Source organism: Neobacillus cucumis (assembly GCF_002860255.1).
Lineage (GTDB): Bacteria > Bacillota > Bacilli > Bacillales > Cytobacillaceae > Neobacillus > Neobacillus cucumis_A.
Genome location: NZ_PGVE01000042.1, coordinates 39,594 through 53,770, shown reverse-complemented (window position 1 = coordinate 53,770; position 14,177 = coordinate 39,594). Strand labels below are relative to the sequence as shown.

The 14,177-nt window shown below is 40.1% G+C and carries 13 protein-coding genes; 3 read left to right on the top strand and 10 right to left on the bottom strand.

From position 1 onward, the window contains the following. Positions 1-18 precede the first annotated feature (18 nt). Positions 19-342 carry a cell division suppressor protein YneA gene (gene yneA / locus CVD27_RS10910; protein ID WP_101647941.1) on the bottom strand — a complete coding sequence of 108 codons (324 nt, stop codon included), beginning with the start codon at positions 340-342 and terminating at the stop codon, positions 19-21. A gap of 161 nt (positions 343-503) precedes the next feature. On the opposite strand from yneA, the gene lexA reads away from it, so the two are divergent. Then, entirely contained in the window at positions 504-1,127 is a 624-nt protein-coding gene (lexA, locus tag CVD27_RS10905) for a transcriptional repressor LexA (protein ID WP_101647940.1), read from the top strand. Between the two features lie 416 nt (positions 1,128-1,543). On the opposite strand, the gene CVD27_RS10900 is transcribed toward lexA, so the two are convergent. The 5 genes from CVD27_RS10900 to hflX form a co-directional block, all read right to left on the bottom strand. Further along, entirely contained in the window at positions 1,544-1,813 is a 270-nt protein-coding gene (locus tag CVD27_RS10900) for an excalibur calcium-binding domain-containing protein (RefSeq protein WP_101647939.1), read from the bottom strand. A gap of 630 nt (positions 1,814-2,443) precedes the next feature. Further along, positions 2,444-3,778 carry a type I glutamate--ammonia ligase gene (gene glnA / locus CVD27_RS10895; RefSeq protein WP_101647938.1) on the bottom strand — a complete coding sequence of 445 codons (1,335 nt, stop codon included), beginning with the start codon at positions 3,776-3,778 and terminating at the stop codon, positions 2,444-2,446. Between the two features lie 36 nt (positions 3,779-3,814). Then, the gene (locus CVD27_RS10890) at positions 3,815-4,219 is read right to left on the bottom strand and encodes a MerR family transcriptional regulator (RefSeq protein WP_101647937.1); all 405 of its coding nucleotides are present in this window, start codon (positions 4,217-4,219) and stop codon (positions 3,815-3,817) included. Between the two features lie 137 nt (positions 4,220-4,356). After that, entirely contained in the window at positions 4,357-5,628 is a 1,272-nt protein-coding gene (locus CVD27_RS10885) for a methionine gamma-lyase family protein (RefSeq protein ID WP_101647936.1), read from the bottom strand. 14 nt (positions 5,629-5,642) lie between these two features. Then, positions 5,643-6,902 (bottom strand): GTPase HflX, encoded by a 1,260-nt coding sequence (hflX, locus tag CVD27_RS10880; RefSeq protein WP_101647935.1) that lies wholly within the window; start codon positions 6,900-6,902, stop codon positions 5,643-5,645. A 368-nt stretch (positions 6,903-7,270) separates the two neighbouring features. Here hflX and CVD27_RS10875 point away from each other — a divergent pair, with 368 nt between their 5' ends. Then, entirely contained in the window at positions 7,271-7,909 is a 639-nt protein-coding gene (locus CVD27_RS10875) for a trimeric intracellular cation channel family protein (protein ID WP_101647934.1), read from the top strand. 42 nt (positions 7,910-7,951) lie between these two features. Here CVD27_RS10875 and spoVK read toward each other — a convergent pair whose 3' ends face one another. The 3 genes from spoVK to miaA all read right to left on the bottom strand — a co-directional run bounded on the left by spoVK (position 7,952) and on the right by miaA (position 10,307). After that, a complete protein-coding gene (gene spoVK / locus CVD27_RS10870; RefSeq protein ID WP_101647933.1) occupies positions 7,952-8,899 on the bottom strand; it encodes a stage V sporulation protein K in 948 nt (315 codons plus the stop codon). A 194-nt stretch (positions 8,900-9,093) separates the two neighbouring features. Continuing rightward, positions 9,094-9,324: an RNA chaperone Hfq gene (gene hfq / locus CVD27_RS10865; RefSeq protein ID WP_101647932.1), complete on the bottom strand. Its 231-nt coding sequence runs from the start codon at positions 9,322-9,324 to the stop codon at positions 9,094-9,096. 26 nt (positions 9,325-9,350) lie between these two features. Next, positions 9,351-10,307 carry a tRNA (adenosine(37)-N6)-dimethylallyltransferase MiaA gene (gene miaA, locus CVD27_RS10860; RefSeq protein ID WP_101647931.1) on the bottom strand — a complete coding sequence of 319 codons (957 nt, stop codon included), beginning with the start codon at positions 10,305-10,307 and terminating at the stop codon, positions 9,351-9,353. Between the two features lie 310 nt (positions 10,308-10,617). Here miaA and mreBH point away from each other — a divergent pair, with 310 nt between their 5' ends. Beyond that, positions 10,618-11,625, top strand: coding sequence for a rod-share determining protein MreBH (gene mreBH / locus CVD27_RS10855; RefSeq protein WP_101647930.1), 1,008 nt, complete (start codon positions 10,618-10,620; stop codon positions 11,623-11,625). Between the two features lie 637 nt (positions 11,626-12,262). Here mreBH and mutL read toward each other — a convergent pair. Next, positions 12,263-14,167, bottom strand: coding sequence for a DNA mismatch repair endonuclease MutL (gene mutL, locus CVD27_RS10850; protein ID WP_101647929.1), 1,905 nt, complete (start codon positions 14,165-14,167; stop codon positions 12,263-12,265). Positions 14,168-14,177: the final 10 nt, after the last annotated feature.

Here is a 14,177-nt window from a genome sequence, read left to right as displayed (position 1 = left end):
TATAAATACCAGCCCCGCCTATTCTTCTTCAGGAGCACTTGCTAGTATGGTTGTTGTTTGTGTTGCTTTTTTACTAACTGGAATGACGATTTCTTCCCCCGGAAAAATTTGATCACTTGCGTTTTCATTATGTTTTTTTACCCAGCTTACGAACTCCTTATTTGTTAAAGAATGCTGGTCTTTAAATTGGTTAGAGATTTTCCAAAGTGTATCTCCTTGTTCTATCGTAACTTTAACATATCGATCATCTGAATGATGTTTAAATGATAATACAATTGCCAATGTGAAGCTTAAAATAATAAGAGTAATAGCATATGAGTATTGATTCCATAACTTTTTCATTTTCCGCACCTCTTATAAGAATATATGTTCTCTTTTGATTTGTTTTTATTATAAAACGAACATTTGTTTGATGTCAACCATTTTCTCGAACTTATGTTTGTATATGATGGTAGAACATGCTATAATAAAGACAACATTAACCAGGCGAGGTGCATTTTATCATGGTAAAGATATCAAAGCGGCAGCAGGATATCCTGGAGTTTATTAAGGGAGAGGTTAGGAGTAAGGGATATCCTCCTTCGGTTAGGGAAATTGGTGAAGCGGTTGGACTTGCATCCAGTTCTACTGTTCACGGTCACTTAGCACGCTTGGAAAGCAAAGGTCTCATTAGAAGAGACCCTACCAAACCGAGAGCAATTGAAATACTAGATGCAGATGAAGCTGCACAGATTCCTAGAAATAAAGTTGTCAATGTTCCAGTGGTTGGTAAGGTAACGGCCGGTTTACCGATCACGGCAATTGAGAATGTAGAAGAATACTTCCCGCTACCTGAAAGTTTAGCTCCTTCAGATGAACAAGTGTTTATGCTAGAAATCATGGGTGAAAGTATGATAGAAGCAGGCATACTGGATGGAGACTACGTAATTGTAAAGCAGCAGCAAACTGCCAATAATGGGGATATTGTTGTCGCGATGACTGAAGATGACGAGGCAACATGTAAGAGGTTCTTTAAGGAGAAAGATTACATTCGCCTGCAGCCAGAAAATTCTGCTATGGATCCTATTATTTTACGAAATGTATCGATACTTGGGAAAGTTATTGGGGTTTATCGTCATATTCATTAATATTGTGAGAGCTGAGACAGCTCTCTTTTATTTTTTTAATATTTGGCTCTGTTGTAACTGAATGTTGATTTCATTGTGTTTGAAAAATAAACTGTAAAATTCCGTTTTAGTTGGGAAATACCCATATTTCCTTAAAAATAAAGGAAGTTTTTCCGTTTATATTATCCAAATCTTTGGATTTTGTTTTATTTAGAGCAGTTAATCGGAATATCTTCGCTTATATCTGCTTCTTAAGCTTCCTCTATAACATTAGCCGGAAATTCTCCGCCCATGAATTCTCATACCTACAAGAAAATCAACAATGAATAATAACAGGGCCTAACATTTAATACCAAAAGCGCTGAATCATATGAATTCAGCGCTTTTGGTATAGTATGTACTCTCTGTTTATAGGAAGATGCCCCTTTACTTACTTTTTATCTTTCACAGGCAATGAGGTCTTTATCTCTGTCGCTCTTTTTATTTGCGTCATATAGAGCTTGGGAGACAAAAGGTTTATAATATGTCTTTCCACCCTTATTTTTTACTGAAGCAGAACGGGCAACGCCACCCTTATAAACCTTATTCAGTTCTGTACAATTTTTGAAAGTTATAATTTTTGTTGCTGCTTCTGTCTCTCCTGCAGATCCAAGAGTAAATCCTACTAAAAGCGCAAATGGAATTCCAACTGACAAATACTTTTTCAAGCTAAATCCTCCTTAAACTACATTATATAGTTCTTAAGTTTTACACCTTTTTTACTATTACAATTTTAATAACTATGATTGTAAAAATAAATAAGTATTTTTCGACAGTTTTCTACTTTGATATACCTTCCTTATTGGAGGTCATTTCCCACCTCACTTAACCGCTCTTGACTTTCAGTTCGCTGATGAAAGACACTTCCCTTTCTTTCCGCCTGCATTTTATCTTTCATAACCTTGTTGAAGGATACTTTCCTCTTGATTCAATCGCATGTTGTCCTTCATAACCGCTATGAAGGACAAATTCCTTTTCACTCAACCACATTTTGTTCTTCAGGACCACAATGAAAGACAAATTTCCCTTTACTCAACCACATTTTGTTCTTCATAACCACGAGGAAGGAAACTTATCCCCCGTACAAAGATGCAATCCATCGCTACAGCAGATAAGAACACCTCTTATCCCCCAAACAAGCAAACTATCCTTTGCTCCAGCAGATAAGAACACCTCTTATCCCCTAAACAAGCAAGCTAACCTTTGCTTCAGCAGATAAGACACCTTCTGGACGCAAAGGCTCACATAACAAAAAAGCCCTGACGCATAGTGCGCCAAGGCTTCTTTCATTTATTCTCTTAGTACATGCTCATGTACTGATCGCGTTCCCATTGGTGAACAACAGTACGGAACATATCCCACTCGATCTCTTTTGCTTCAACAAAGTGTTCGAAGATGTGCTCTCCTAAACCAGAAACAATCACTTCATCTGACTTTAATTCATCTAATGCAGCTGCAAGTGTTGCTGGAAGATCGATGATACCTTCTTCCATTCTTTCATCCTTGTTCATTACATAGATGTTGCGATCTACTGGAGCTGGAGGAGTTAATTTATTTTTAATTCCGTCTAAACCAGCTTTTAATAGAACGGCCATTGCTAGGTATGGATTTGCTGCAGGGTCAACGCTACGTACTTCTACACGTGTGCTTAGGCCGCGAGATGCAGGAATACGAATTAGTGGTGAACGGTTTCTAGCAGACCATGCTACATAACAAGGTGCTTCATAGCCAGGAACTAGACGCTTATAAGAGTTTACAGTTGGGTTCGTTACAGCTGTAAACGCTGGAGCATGCTTAAGGATACCAGCGATAAATTGACGAGCAGTATCGCTTAATTCAAGATTTCCAGTTGGCTCATAGAATGCGTTTTGGCCATCTTTGAATAAAGAAAGGTTACAGTGCATACCAGATCCGTTTACACCAAACAATGGTTTTGGCATGAATGTTGCGTGTAAGCCATGCTTACGAGCAATTGTTTTTACAACAAGTTTGAATGTTTGGATTTGGTCACATGCAGTTAAAGCATCGGCGTATTTAAAGTCGATTTCGTGTTGTCCTGGAGCTACTTCATGGTGTGATGCTTCGATTTCAAAGCCCATTTCTTCTAGCTCAAGAACGATATCACGACGGCAGTTTTCACCTAGGTCTGTTGGAGCTAAGTCAAAGTATCCGCCTTGGTCGTTAAGTTCTAAAGTTGGTTCACCTTTTTGGTCTAATTTAAATAAGAAAAATTCTGGCTCAGGTCCAAGGTTGAAGTTAGTGAAACCAAGGTCTTCCATTTCTTTTAATACTCTTCTTAAGTTGTTACGAGGGTCACCTTCAAAAGGCTTTCCTTCTGGAGTATAGATGTCACAGATTAAACGAGCCACTTTTCCTTTTTCAGCTGTCCAAGGGAAAATTACCCATGTGCTTAGGTCTGGATATAGAAGCATATCGGACTCTTCGATACGTACAAATCCTTCGATAGAAGAACCGTCAAACATCATTTTGTTATCAAGTGCCTTTTCAAGCTGGCTGATAGGAATCTCAACATTTTTAATTGTTCCAAGAATGTCGGTGAATTGAAGACGAATAAATTTTACGTTTTCCTCTTTCGCCATCCGTTGGATGTCTTCTCTTGAATACTTTGCCATTTTAATTCCCCCTATTTTAGAAAAGAATGATTAACCTTAATGGAAAAATCGAGACATATCGCCTTGGCGTAATGTAAATCGATTGTTTCTGCCAGAGTGCATTAATTCATTGCGAAGAAGCTTTCTAAGTTGTTCATCAGTTAATTCTTGTTTGGCTTTTTCTGCTTGTTTTTCAATGACATTAGATTCTTGTTGCTCTTTGACCGTAAACAGCTGTCTAATTCCAGCCATATTTACACCTTGGTCAATTAAGTCTTTAATTTCTAATAGTCTATCAATATCGTTTAGACTGAATAGACGTCTGTTTCCCTCGGTTCTTGCTGGAGAAATCAATTGGTGTTCTTCATAGTAGCGGATTTGTCTTGCAGTTAACTCAGTTAGCTGCATGACCGTTCCGATAGGAAACAATGGCATGGAACGACGAATTTCTTTTCCACTCACCAAATTTCTCCTCCCTTATAGTCAATCATAATGCTATTATATTTCTTGTTAGAAAAGATGTCAACGTTATGTAAGATTTTCTTACATGATTTTTAGAAAATATTGGGCAACAAATGTTGCTGCACCTATATTTTCTCCTACTTTAGTTGAATTAATCCCTTTTCTATTAAATGGTCAACGGCTAAACATATGGCCATTTTTACATGGGAGTAGGTTAGTCCCCCTTGAACATATGCCACATACGGAGGTCTTAACGGACCATCGGCTGTTAGCTCAATACTAGCCCCTTGAATAAACGTACCAGCTGCCATGATCACATCATCTTCATATCCAGGCATATAACTTGGATGCGGAGTGACATATGAATTAATAGGCGACGCAAATTGGATGGCCTGACAAAAAGAAACCATTTTATCACGATCATCAAATTGAACGGACTGAATTAAATCTGTTCTTTCGGCATTCCATTTTGGAGTGGAATTCATCCCTAATTGTTCCAGCATGGCTGAAGTAAACACGGCTCCTTTTAATGCCTGCCCTACAACATGCGGTGCAAGAAAGAAGCCCTGATACATTTCTTGTAGACTATAAAGGGACGCGCCAGCCTCCGCACCGATTCCCGGAGAGGTCATTCGGTAAGAACAGGCCTCCACCCATTGTTTTTTTCCAACAAGGTATCCACCCGTTTTGGCAAGTCCTCCGCCTGGATTTTTAATTAAGGAGCCTGCCATTAAATCCGCTCCCACATGACACGGCTCCTGTTCCTCTACAAACTCCCCATAGCAATTATCAACGAAGACAACTAAATCAGGCTTGATTTCTTTCACAAAAGAAATCATTTGGCCGATTTCTGCTACGGTGAAAGATGGTCGTGTGGCATACCCTTTAGAGCGCTGGATTCCGATCATTTTTGTATTTGGTTTTATTTTTGCAGCCACCTCGTCCCAATTGATGGCCCCTTCATTGGTTAAGGCGACGCTATCGTAAGAAATACCAAACTCCTTTAACGAGCCAACCCCATTCCCGCGAATCCCGACGATTTCTTCAAGGGTATCATAAGGTTTCCCTGTCATATAAAGCAGTTCGTCTCCAGGTCTTAAAACTCCGAATAAGGCAATCGAGATCGCATGTGTACCGGAAATAATCTGCGGGCGGACAAGCCCTGCTTCTCCGCCAAAGACATCTGCATATACTAATTCCAACGTATCACGGCCGATATCATCATAACCGTAGCCAGTTGAAGGAATAAAGTGCGAGTCGCTTACGCGGTGTTTTTGAAAACTTTTTAATACTCGAAATTGGTTACTTTCTATTTTTTCGTCTATTTGTTTATGTACTTCAGCGATTTGCTGTTCTACTTTTCGTACGAGCGGCTCGAGGCTTTCCCCATTTTTCAGTTGTTGAAACATGTTGTTACTCCTAACTATATCGTGAATTTCTGTAATTGTCCTGTGATTTGATGATCCGGGAGCGTATAACCTTTACAGCGGTAAAATTCACTTTCCTCATCAAAAACAAGCTGTCTTAAGATTGTGTCATTTTTCAGTTGCGAAAGCAGCTTACCCTCAGTAGAAGGAATCTGGACTTCATAAGGCTCCATTATACCCATCACCACTTTTTCCATCTGTTCCTTCAAGGCATGACGATCCGATGCATCAAAGGCGCTAATGAAGACGGTGGTCGTATCCGCTGTTGGAACAAAATCCGGATGTTGAATATCTCTTTTATTATACACGGTTATTTGCGGGATATCTTTCACTTCTAAGTCATCCAGCAACTTTTTTACTGTTTTTTCATGCTGGTAATAATCTGGATTTGACATATCCACCACATGCAGAAGCAAGTCCGCTTCCTTCACTTCCTCAAGCGTGGAACGGAAGGCCGCAATCAGGGTTGTTGGCAAATCTTGAATAAATCCAACAGTATCAGTAATCAAGGCTAAAAATCCACTTGGTAAAATCAATTTACGCGTCATGGGATCAAGTGTAGCAAACAATTGATTTTCCTCGTAGGACTCTGCTTCGGATAAACGATTAAAAAGTGTTGATTTTCCGGCATTGGTATAACCGACAATCGCCACTTGAAAGGTCTTATTTTTCTTTCTGCGCTCGCGATACCTGTCACGATGCTGCACAATAACAGAAAGTTGACTTTTAATATCGTCAATTCTTCTGCGAATATGTCTTCGATCTGATTCTAGTTTGGTTTCCCCTGGTCCTCTTGTTCCAATTCCGGCACCGAGTCTTGATAACGCTGTACCTTGTCCGGCCAAGCGGGGAAGTATGTATTGAAGCTGTGCTAGTTCAACCTGCAGCTTTCCTTCTTTAGAACGCGCTCTTTGCGCGAATATATCTAATATGAGTTGGGTCCGATCGATGATTCTGGCTTCAATTTCTGAGCCTAGATTTCTTTTTTGACTTGGAGAAAGTTCATCATTAAAAATCACGATGTCTGCTTCAAGCTCCTCAACGAGTGCTTTCAGTTCTTCCACTTTCCCTTTCCCAATATAGGTAGCAGGGTGGACACGGTCTCGCTTTTGGATCACCGATGCAATGACCTCCCCTTGTGCGGTTTCGGTTAATGCGCCTAACTCTTCCATCGAATAGTCAAAACGTAGATCCTCATCCCCGTTTGTTTGACAGCCGACGAGAATTACTTTTTCCTTTGTTTCCTTTTGTTCCACAGGCACCCTTCCTTCCTTAACTGTGCTTAACACCCATCATATCAAAAAATCTTTGTAATCACTAATTTTCCCCATCCTTTTGTTTATTAAGGCTCTTTTCGTAAACTTTGATGCTTTTGGACCTAGTTAAGGGCCATGTACTATGTTTCAAGGCAATTTTCGCAAATGTTCTTACGAAAAGATGCCACGATGCATATAATTATACGGGTCGATAAATTTTTACGAAAAACAACAATTTATGCGAAAGCAGCCTTTATTAAAATAATTGTTGAAATTTTCATACAGAATGATAAAATTTTATTGTTTAAGTAGAACGTTTTTACTATTATCATAGTGTTTTTATATAACGACTAAGAGGAGAAATCAACATGACCTGGGAAGTTTTGAGTATGATTGGCACCATTGCCTTTGCCATCAGTGGTGCGATTGTAGCAATGGAAGAGGAATATGATATTTTCGGGGTTTATATTTTAGGAATTGTGACTGCATTTGGCGGGGGAGCGATTCGAAACCTGTTGATTGGCGTACCTGTCTCCGCTTTATGGGAACAGGGATTATTTTTTCAAATTGCTTTGTTGTCGATTACAGCGGTATTTTTATTCCCTAATAATCTTTTACGGCACTGGCAGAAATGGGGAAACCTTTTTGATGCCATCGGCCTATCCGCTTTTGCGATTCAGGGTGCCATGTATGCGGAGAAAATGCATCATCCCCTAAGCGCAGTGATTGTAGCTGCTGTACTAACTGGTATCGGCGGAGGGATTATCCGGGACCTACTGGCCAAAAGAAAACCGATTGTTCTTAGAGCAGAAATTTATGCGGTCTGGGCTATACTGGCTGGTTTTATGATCGGTCTTGAGATCGCCACTGAATCATGGCAATTATATACACTATTTGTTGTAGTGACTGTTTTACGTGTACTATCTTATACATTTGATTGGAAGCTTCCTTCCCGAAGTCTTGAAGTCTCCCAAACGATCCATAATCAAAAACAAATCGGCGGATGAATTCCCGCCGATTTTTTTATTTCCAGCCTCAGCACCTTGAATTTAATCTTCCTCGAATACCAAATCATTGCTTCTAAGTGTCATTAATTCATGTTTGTCGTAGCTGTTTAACATTAACAATCGCATCGCCTGTGCCCGAACGGATTTTTCGATGACATTCCGGACATATCTGCCGTTTGAAAAACTATTAGGATTTAAAACTGCCTTTACCCAAATCAAATGATCTCGTAATTTTTTTTCGGCCTCATGGCTTAATGTATACTCTCTTTCCTTTAACATCCTTGCCGCAATCTCCATCAGCTGTTCGATATTATAATCCGGAAAATCAATCACTAATGGAAAACGGCTATGCAGGCCAGGATTTAAAGTGAGAAAATGATCCATTTCTCGCGAGTAACCTGCAAGAATTAAAATAAACTCGTGCTGCTTATCCTCCATATGTTTAACAAGGGTATCAATGGCTTCTTTTCCAAAGTCCTTCTCACCGCCGCGCCCTAAGGAATAGGCCTCATCAATAAATAGAATTCCTCCTTGGGCTTTTTTCACCAAATCCCTTGTTTTTTGGGCAGTGTGACCAATATACTCACCAACGAGGTCTGCCCTCTCGGCTTCAATTAAATGACCTTTTGAAAGTACGCTCATCTTTTGAAACAGTTTGCCAATTAACCTAGCAACCGTGGTCTTTCCTGTTCCTGGGTTCCCTTTAAACATCATATGGAGGGCTTGTTTTTTCGCCTTCAGCCCCATTTCTTCACGCTTTTTGTTCACATAAATCCATGCGTAAATTTCTTTTATCATTCGTTTCATTTCTTCCATGCCAACCAATGCCCCGAGCTCTTCTTCAATTTCTTTTAGTGCCGTATGCTCTGGGGGAATGACCTTTGGAACAACTTGAAAATCAGGTACTTCTTTTCTTACGGTTGTTCTTTCCTGTGAGTTGAGTACCACCCTTATTTGGCCGTTACTTTTCGTACGAATTGGTTGATCCAAAGCTATCACCTCTCATTCTGCGGACCGTATACGTAAGGTAGCAAGATTTAAGCTACTCAGAAGTGTCTTAGGTTAGGCATAATCCTTCTCTTAATGTCTATTCACGATCCCTTAAATTCATTAAAGAAGATTTCTTTTATTTTCTAAAAATAAAAAAAGAGCCCTCGTTAATCGGGCTCCGTTTTCGGTAACTTTTATTGGTTATCCAACTCAAGCTGGACGTTTCTTTGCGGCGCAAATGTGGAAATAGCGTGCTTAAATACTAATTGCTGTTTCCCCTCTGATTCGAATAAAACGGTAAAATTATCAAAGCCCTTAATGCAGCCTCTTAATTGAAAACCATTTAAAAGGAACACCGTTACGTGGGTGTTGTCTTTGCGGCACTGGTTCAGAAATTGGTCTTGAATATTGATTGTTGTTTTCATTTGTATATCCTCCTCTTTTATCTCTACTAATATGTATTCGATTTTACTTGAAGCTTTCCTTCAACATAATGTGAAATTTCCGCTAATTTTTTTGCGACATTGTTCACATTTGTCATTTCAAACCATTGTACATCCATTTTGTTCCGAAACCAAGTTAATTGTCTTTTTGCATATCTTCTAGAGTTTTGTTTTAATTGTTCAACTGCCTCTTCCCATGTCACCTTGCCATCTAAATAGTCATAAATCTCTTTATATCCGATGGCTTGGATGGATTGACAATCACGAAGCCCTTGATTATACAAGGACTTCACCTCAGCTAGCAGTCCTTGCTCCACCATGATATCTACTCTTAAGTTGATACGCTCATAAAGCTTTTCACGATCCATTGTTAAACCGATCAGCGCTGTATCGTACATCAGATCCGGCTGCTGTTTACTCTGGTACTCACGCATGGTTTTACCTGTCAAATGGAAGATTTCAAGAGCTCGGATGACTCTTCTCACATTATTCGGATGAATCTGAGCAGCACTTTCTGGGTCAACCTCTTGTAACTCTTTGTACAATGCTTCATTCCCAATTTCTTTTACTCTTTCCTCTAGTTCCAGACGAAAAGCCTCGTCACCGGAAACATCCGAAAATTGATAGTCATAAATGACAGACTGGATGTACAACCCTGTCCCGCCAACAATGATGGGAAGCTTCCCCCTTTTGGCAATCTCATTTATTTTTGCACGAACCAAGAGTTGAAATTCTGCAACTGAAAAATTCTCCTCTGGTTCCTTGATATCAATCAAATGATGTGGGATACCCTGCATTTCTTCTTTCGTTATTTTTGCTGTCCCAATATCCATGCCACGATAGATCTGCATGGAATCCCCGCTGATAATTTCACCATTAAAGAGTTTAGCCATTTCGATGCTAAGATTGGTTTTTCCCACAGCGGTAGGGCCAATGATAACTAATAATTTTTGTTTGGAATCCACGATTTTCTCACTGCCTTATGCTTTTTTTCAGTGATGGAGGGTATTTTTTAACCGCGTCCACCCCTACATGGTAACACAATTTTAAAAAGCAGTAGAACATCAAACAATTATATACAAAAATTTTCTTTTCTATGCGTTTTTGTTAGATGAAATTTTTATAACACATTTCTTCAAAATATGACAAAAAAATTTATAAGTTTACAAATCGATAACGGTTCTTTTACAAAATGCTTTTTACCCCCAAATTCATGTTAGTCTTAATCGTAGCTTTTTATGAAATTATTAATTCTTAGAGACTGGGTGAATATAAATGCTTTCTAATTTTGATATTGGAATTGATTTAGGTACAGCTAATATATTGGTTTATAGTAAAAGTAAAGGAATCGTGCTTAACGAGCCATCGGTAGTGGTAATAGATACAGAAACAAAGAATGTCGTTGCAGTGGGGCACGAGGCAAAAGAGATGATCGGTAAGACACCGGAAAAGATTATGGCCATCCGTCCGTTAAAAGATGGGGTTATTGCGGATTTTGACATAACAACCGAAATGCTAAAACATATGATGCGTAAGGCATCTAAAAAATTAGGTTTCGCCCTCCGCAAACCGAATGTGGTAGTTTGTATTCCTTCTGGCTCGACTAGCGTAGAACGTCGAGCGATTCAGGATGCCGTTCGTAATGCCGGCGCGAAGAAAATATCCTTGATTGAGGAACCTGTAGCTGCTGCGATCGGGGCTGGGCTGCCAGTAGACGAGCCAGTTGCTAACGTAGTTGTTGATATTGGCGGGGGGAATACAGAGGTTGCGATTATCTCCTTCGGCGGTGTAGTGGCCTGCCACTCGATTAAAATTGGCGGCGACCGTTTGGATGAAGATATTATTCAACATGTACGAAAAGAGTACAATGTCTTAATTGGTGAGAGAACGGCTGAAAATATTAAAATGGAAATTGGTTACGGGCTGACTGACCATGAGGAAAAATTTATGGACGTGCGCGGCCGGGATTTGGTGACAGGGCTACCGAAAACTATTACTCTATCATCTTATGAGATTCGAAATGCGATTAGAGAATCCCTGCTGCATATTTTAGAGGCGATTCGTGCTACGCTTGAGGATTGCCCAGCCGAATTGAGTGGTGATATCGTTGACCGCGGTGTCATCTTAACTGGCGGAGGTTCGTTGTTGAACGGAATGGAAGCCTGGCTGAGTGAGGAGATTTTTGTTCCAGTACAGCTGGCGACTGATCCATTGGAGTCTGTGGCTGTCGGAACTGGACAGGCACTTCAATATATTAATAAGATTCAGGCTGGTGTGAAGTAGGGTAATAGAAAAGGCTGCAGGGTGATTCCTGCAGCCTTTTGTTTTGATATTTTTATTGAAGACGATTTGGGTGTTACTATAATTTGATAGGTCCTCAATGAGCCTAATTGTCGACCTTCTGCTTCTTTCTATTGTTTGTTTTGTCCTCAAGAACCCTTATTGACGACCGTTTGCTTTTTTCTAATGCTTGTTTTGTCCTCAAGAACCCTATTGACGACCGTTTCCTTTTTTCTAATGCTTGTTTTGTCCTCAAGAACCCTTATTGACGACCGTTTCCTTTTTTCTAATGCTTGTTTTGTCCTCAAGAACCCCTATTGACGACCGTTTACTTTTTTCTAATGCTTGTTTTGTCCTCTAGAACCCCTATTGACGACCGTTTACTTTTTTCTAATGCTTGTTTTGTCCTCTAGAACCCCTATTGACGACCGTTTGTTTTTTTCTAATGCTTGTTTTGTCCTCAAGAACCCCTATTGACGACCGTTTGCTTTTTTCTAATGCTTGTTTTGTCCTCAAGAACCCCTATTGACGACCGTTTACTTTTTTCTAATGCTTGTTTTGTCCTCAAGAACCCTTATTGACGACCGTTTACTTGATACTATTTATTGGTTTGTCCTCAACAATCTAACTATCTCTCTTCTTACATTACCCGCTTAAACATCTTCTCCATCTCATAGACAGAGTAATGGACAATAATCGGTCTTCCATGCGGACAAGTGAACGGGTCTGATGCTTTTCGCAGATCATCAAGAAGTGCCTGGATTTCATCATTGCGCAGATGGCGATTAGCTTTGATAGAAGCTTTACAACTCATCATAATCGCGGCCTCTTCACGTAGCTTTTTAATATCCACCTTTTTCATCAATAAAACCTGTTCAATCATTTCTTCAATTATTAGCTTCTCTTCCCCTTTTGGAAACCATTGCGGATGAGAACGGACAATGAAACTATTTAAACCGAATTCTTCTAGAAACACGCCCACCTTTTCTAGCTCATTATGATTCTCCGTTATTTTCACATATTCGTCCGTTGAATACTCTAACGTAATCGGCACGAGTAGTTCTTGCAGCTCGGACTGAACCTGTCCGACTTTTTCCCTGAAATATTCATATTTCAACCGTTCCTGTGCGGCATGCTGGTCGATAATATATAAACCATTTTCATTTTGTGCAAAAATATACGTGCCATGCATTTGTCCAATTGGGTAAAGACGCGGAATCCTGCTTTTGACTTCATCACTGTCAACAGCTTGTTGTGGCGGAACACTTGGTTTTTGTTCAATGAATGGATCCGTGTCATCGATATACTCTTCCTCAAACGTTTCCTCTTCCGATTCATAAGTCGATTCGATAGAAGTTACCTCCTGCTTAACAGGAATGTTATCAAAACGAGGAACCGGAATGGAAGGAGTTTCATGAATCGTTTGTGTAAAAGCAGGCCGCTCCCATGGTGTTTCTATCGGTTTACTAGCGGCCGGTGTCCCCTCATCAAGAGCTAACGCTGTTTGCTCTGATTTCACTTCTTCTTTTTTCACAGGTGTATACGCTGACGGGATTAAGATCTTTGATTTAAATGTATCTTTGATCATCGTAGTTACCAGTTCATACAGTTCGGCTTCCTTACTAATACGAACCTCCATTTTCGATGGATGCACATTCACATCCACAAGCAATGGATCCATTTCAATATTAAGATAAACAATCGGATAACGTCCGATTGGAAGCAGTGTATGGTAGCCCTCTTGAATGGCCTTTGCCAGCGCGTAGTTTTTAATAAAACGTCCGTTGATCATCGTCGAAATATAGTTTCTTGAAGCCCTTGTTACTTCCGGCATGGAAGCAAAACCACTAATCGTATAATCTAGCGATTTACCAGATATCGGAACAAGCTGTTTGGCAATCGCCATCCCATAAATCGACGCTAATACCTGGCGGACATCGCCGTTTCCGTTTGTCTGCAACAGTTTCCGCTCATTATGGATTAACCGAAAGGCAACCTCAGGATGGGAGAGCGCGAGCCGGTTTACTACATCGGTAATGTTTCCAAGTTCCGTATGAATGGTTTTCATATACTTCAAACGGGCAGGCGTATTGAAAAATAAATCTGTAATCGTGATATCTGTGCCGCGTCTTGCAGATGCTTTTTCAAACACTTCGACCTTTCCGCCTTCAATCACAACCCGATTTCCTGCACCCTCACCGGTAGAAGTCTTCATCTCGAGTCTTGAAACGGAGGCGATACTTGGCAGGGCCTCGCCACGGAATCCGAGCGTTCGAATACGGAATAAGTCATTTTCATTTTTGATTTTACTAGTGGCATGGCGTTGGAAGGCGATCAATACATCGTCTTCCTCAATTCCATTGCCATTGTCGGTAATACGGATTTTTGCGAGCCCGGCTTCTTCGATTTCAATTTCAATCACGGTACTGCCAGCATCAATCGCATTTTCCACTAGTTCTTTTACAACAGAGGCAGGGCGTTCGACTACCTCACCGGCTGCTATTTTATTTGATAAAATTTCATCTAATTGGATAATCTTGCCCATCAATAAAGCC

Coding starts and splice junctions, on each gene's coding strand:
- CVD27_RS10885 (WP_101647936.1), bottom strand. CDS start 5,628: ATGTTTCAACAACTGAAAAATGGGGAAAGCCTCGAGCCGCTCGTACGA.
- glnA (WP_101647938.1), bottom strand. CDS start 3,778: ATGGCAAAGTATTCAAGAGAAGACATCCAACGGATGGCGAAAGAGGAA.
- mreBH (WP_101647930.1), top strand. CDS start 10,618: ATGCTTTCTAATTTTGATATTGGAATTGATTTAGGTACAGCTAATATA.
- mutL (WP_101647929.1), bottom strand. CDS start 14,167: ATGGGCAAGATTATCCAATTAGATGAAATTTTATCAAATAAAATAGCA.
- hfq (WP_101647932.1), bottom strand. CDS start 9,324: ATGAAAACAACAATCAATATTCAAGACCAATTTCTGAACCAGTGCCGC.
- CVD27_RS10875 (WP_101647934.1), top strand. CDS start 7,271: ATGACCTGGGAAGTTTTGAGTATGATTGGCACCATTGCCTTTGCCATC.
- yneA (WP_101647941.1), bottom strand. CDS start 342: ATGAAAAAGTTATGGAATCAATACTCATATGCTATTACTCTTATTATT.
- lexA (WP_101647940.1), top strand. CDS start 504: ATGGTAAAGATATCAAAGCGGCAGCAGGATATCCTGGAGTTTATTAAG.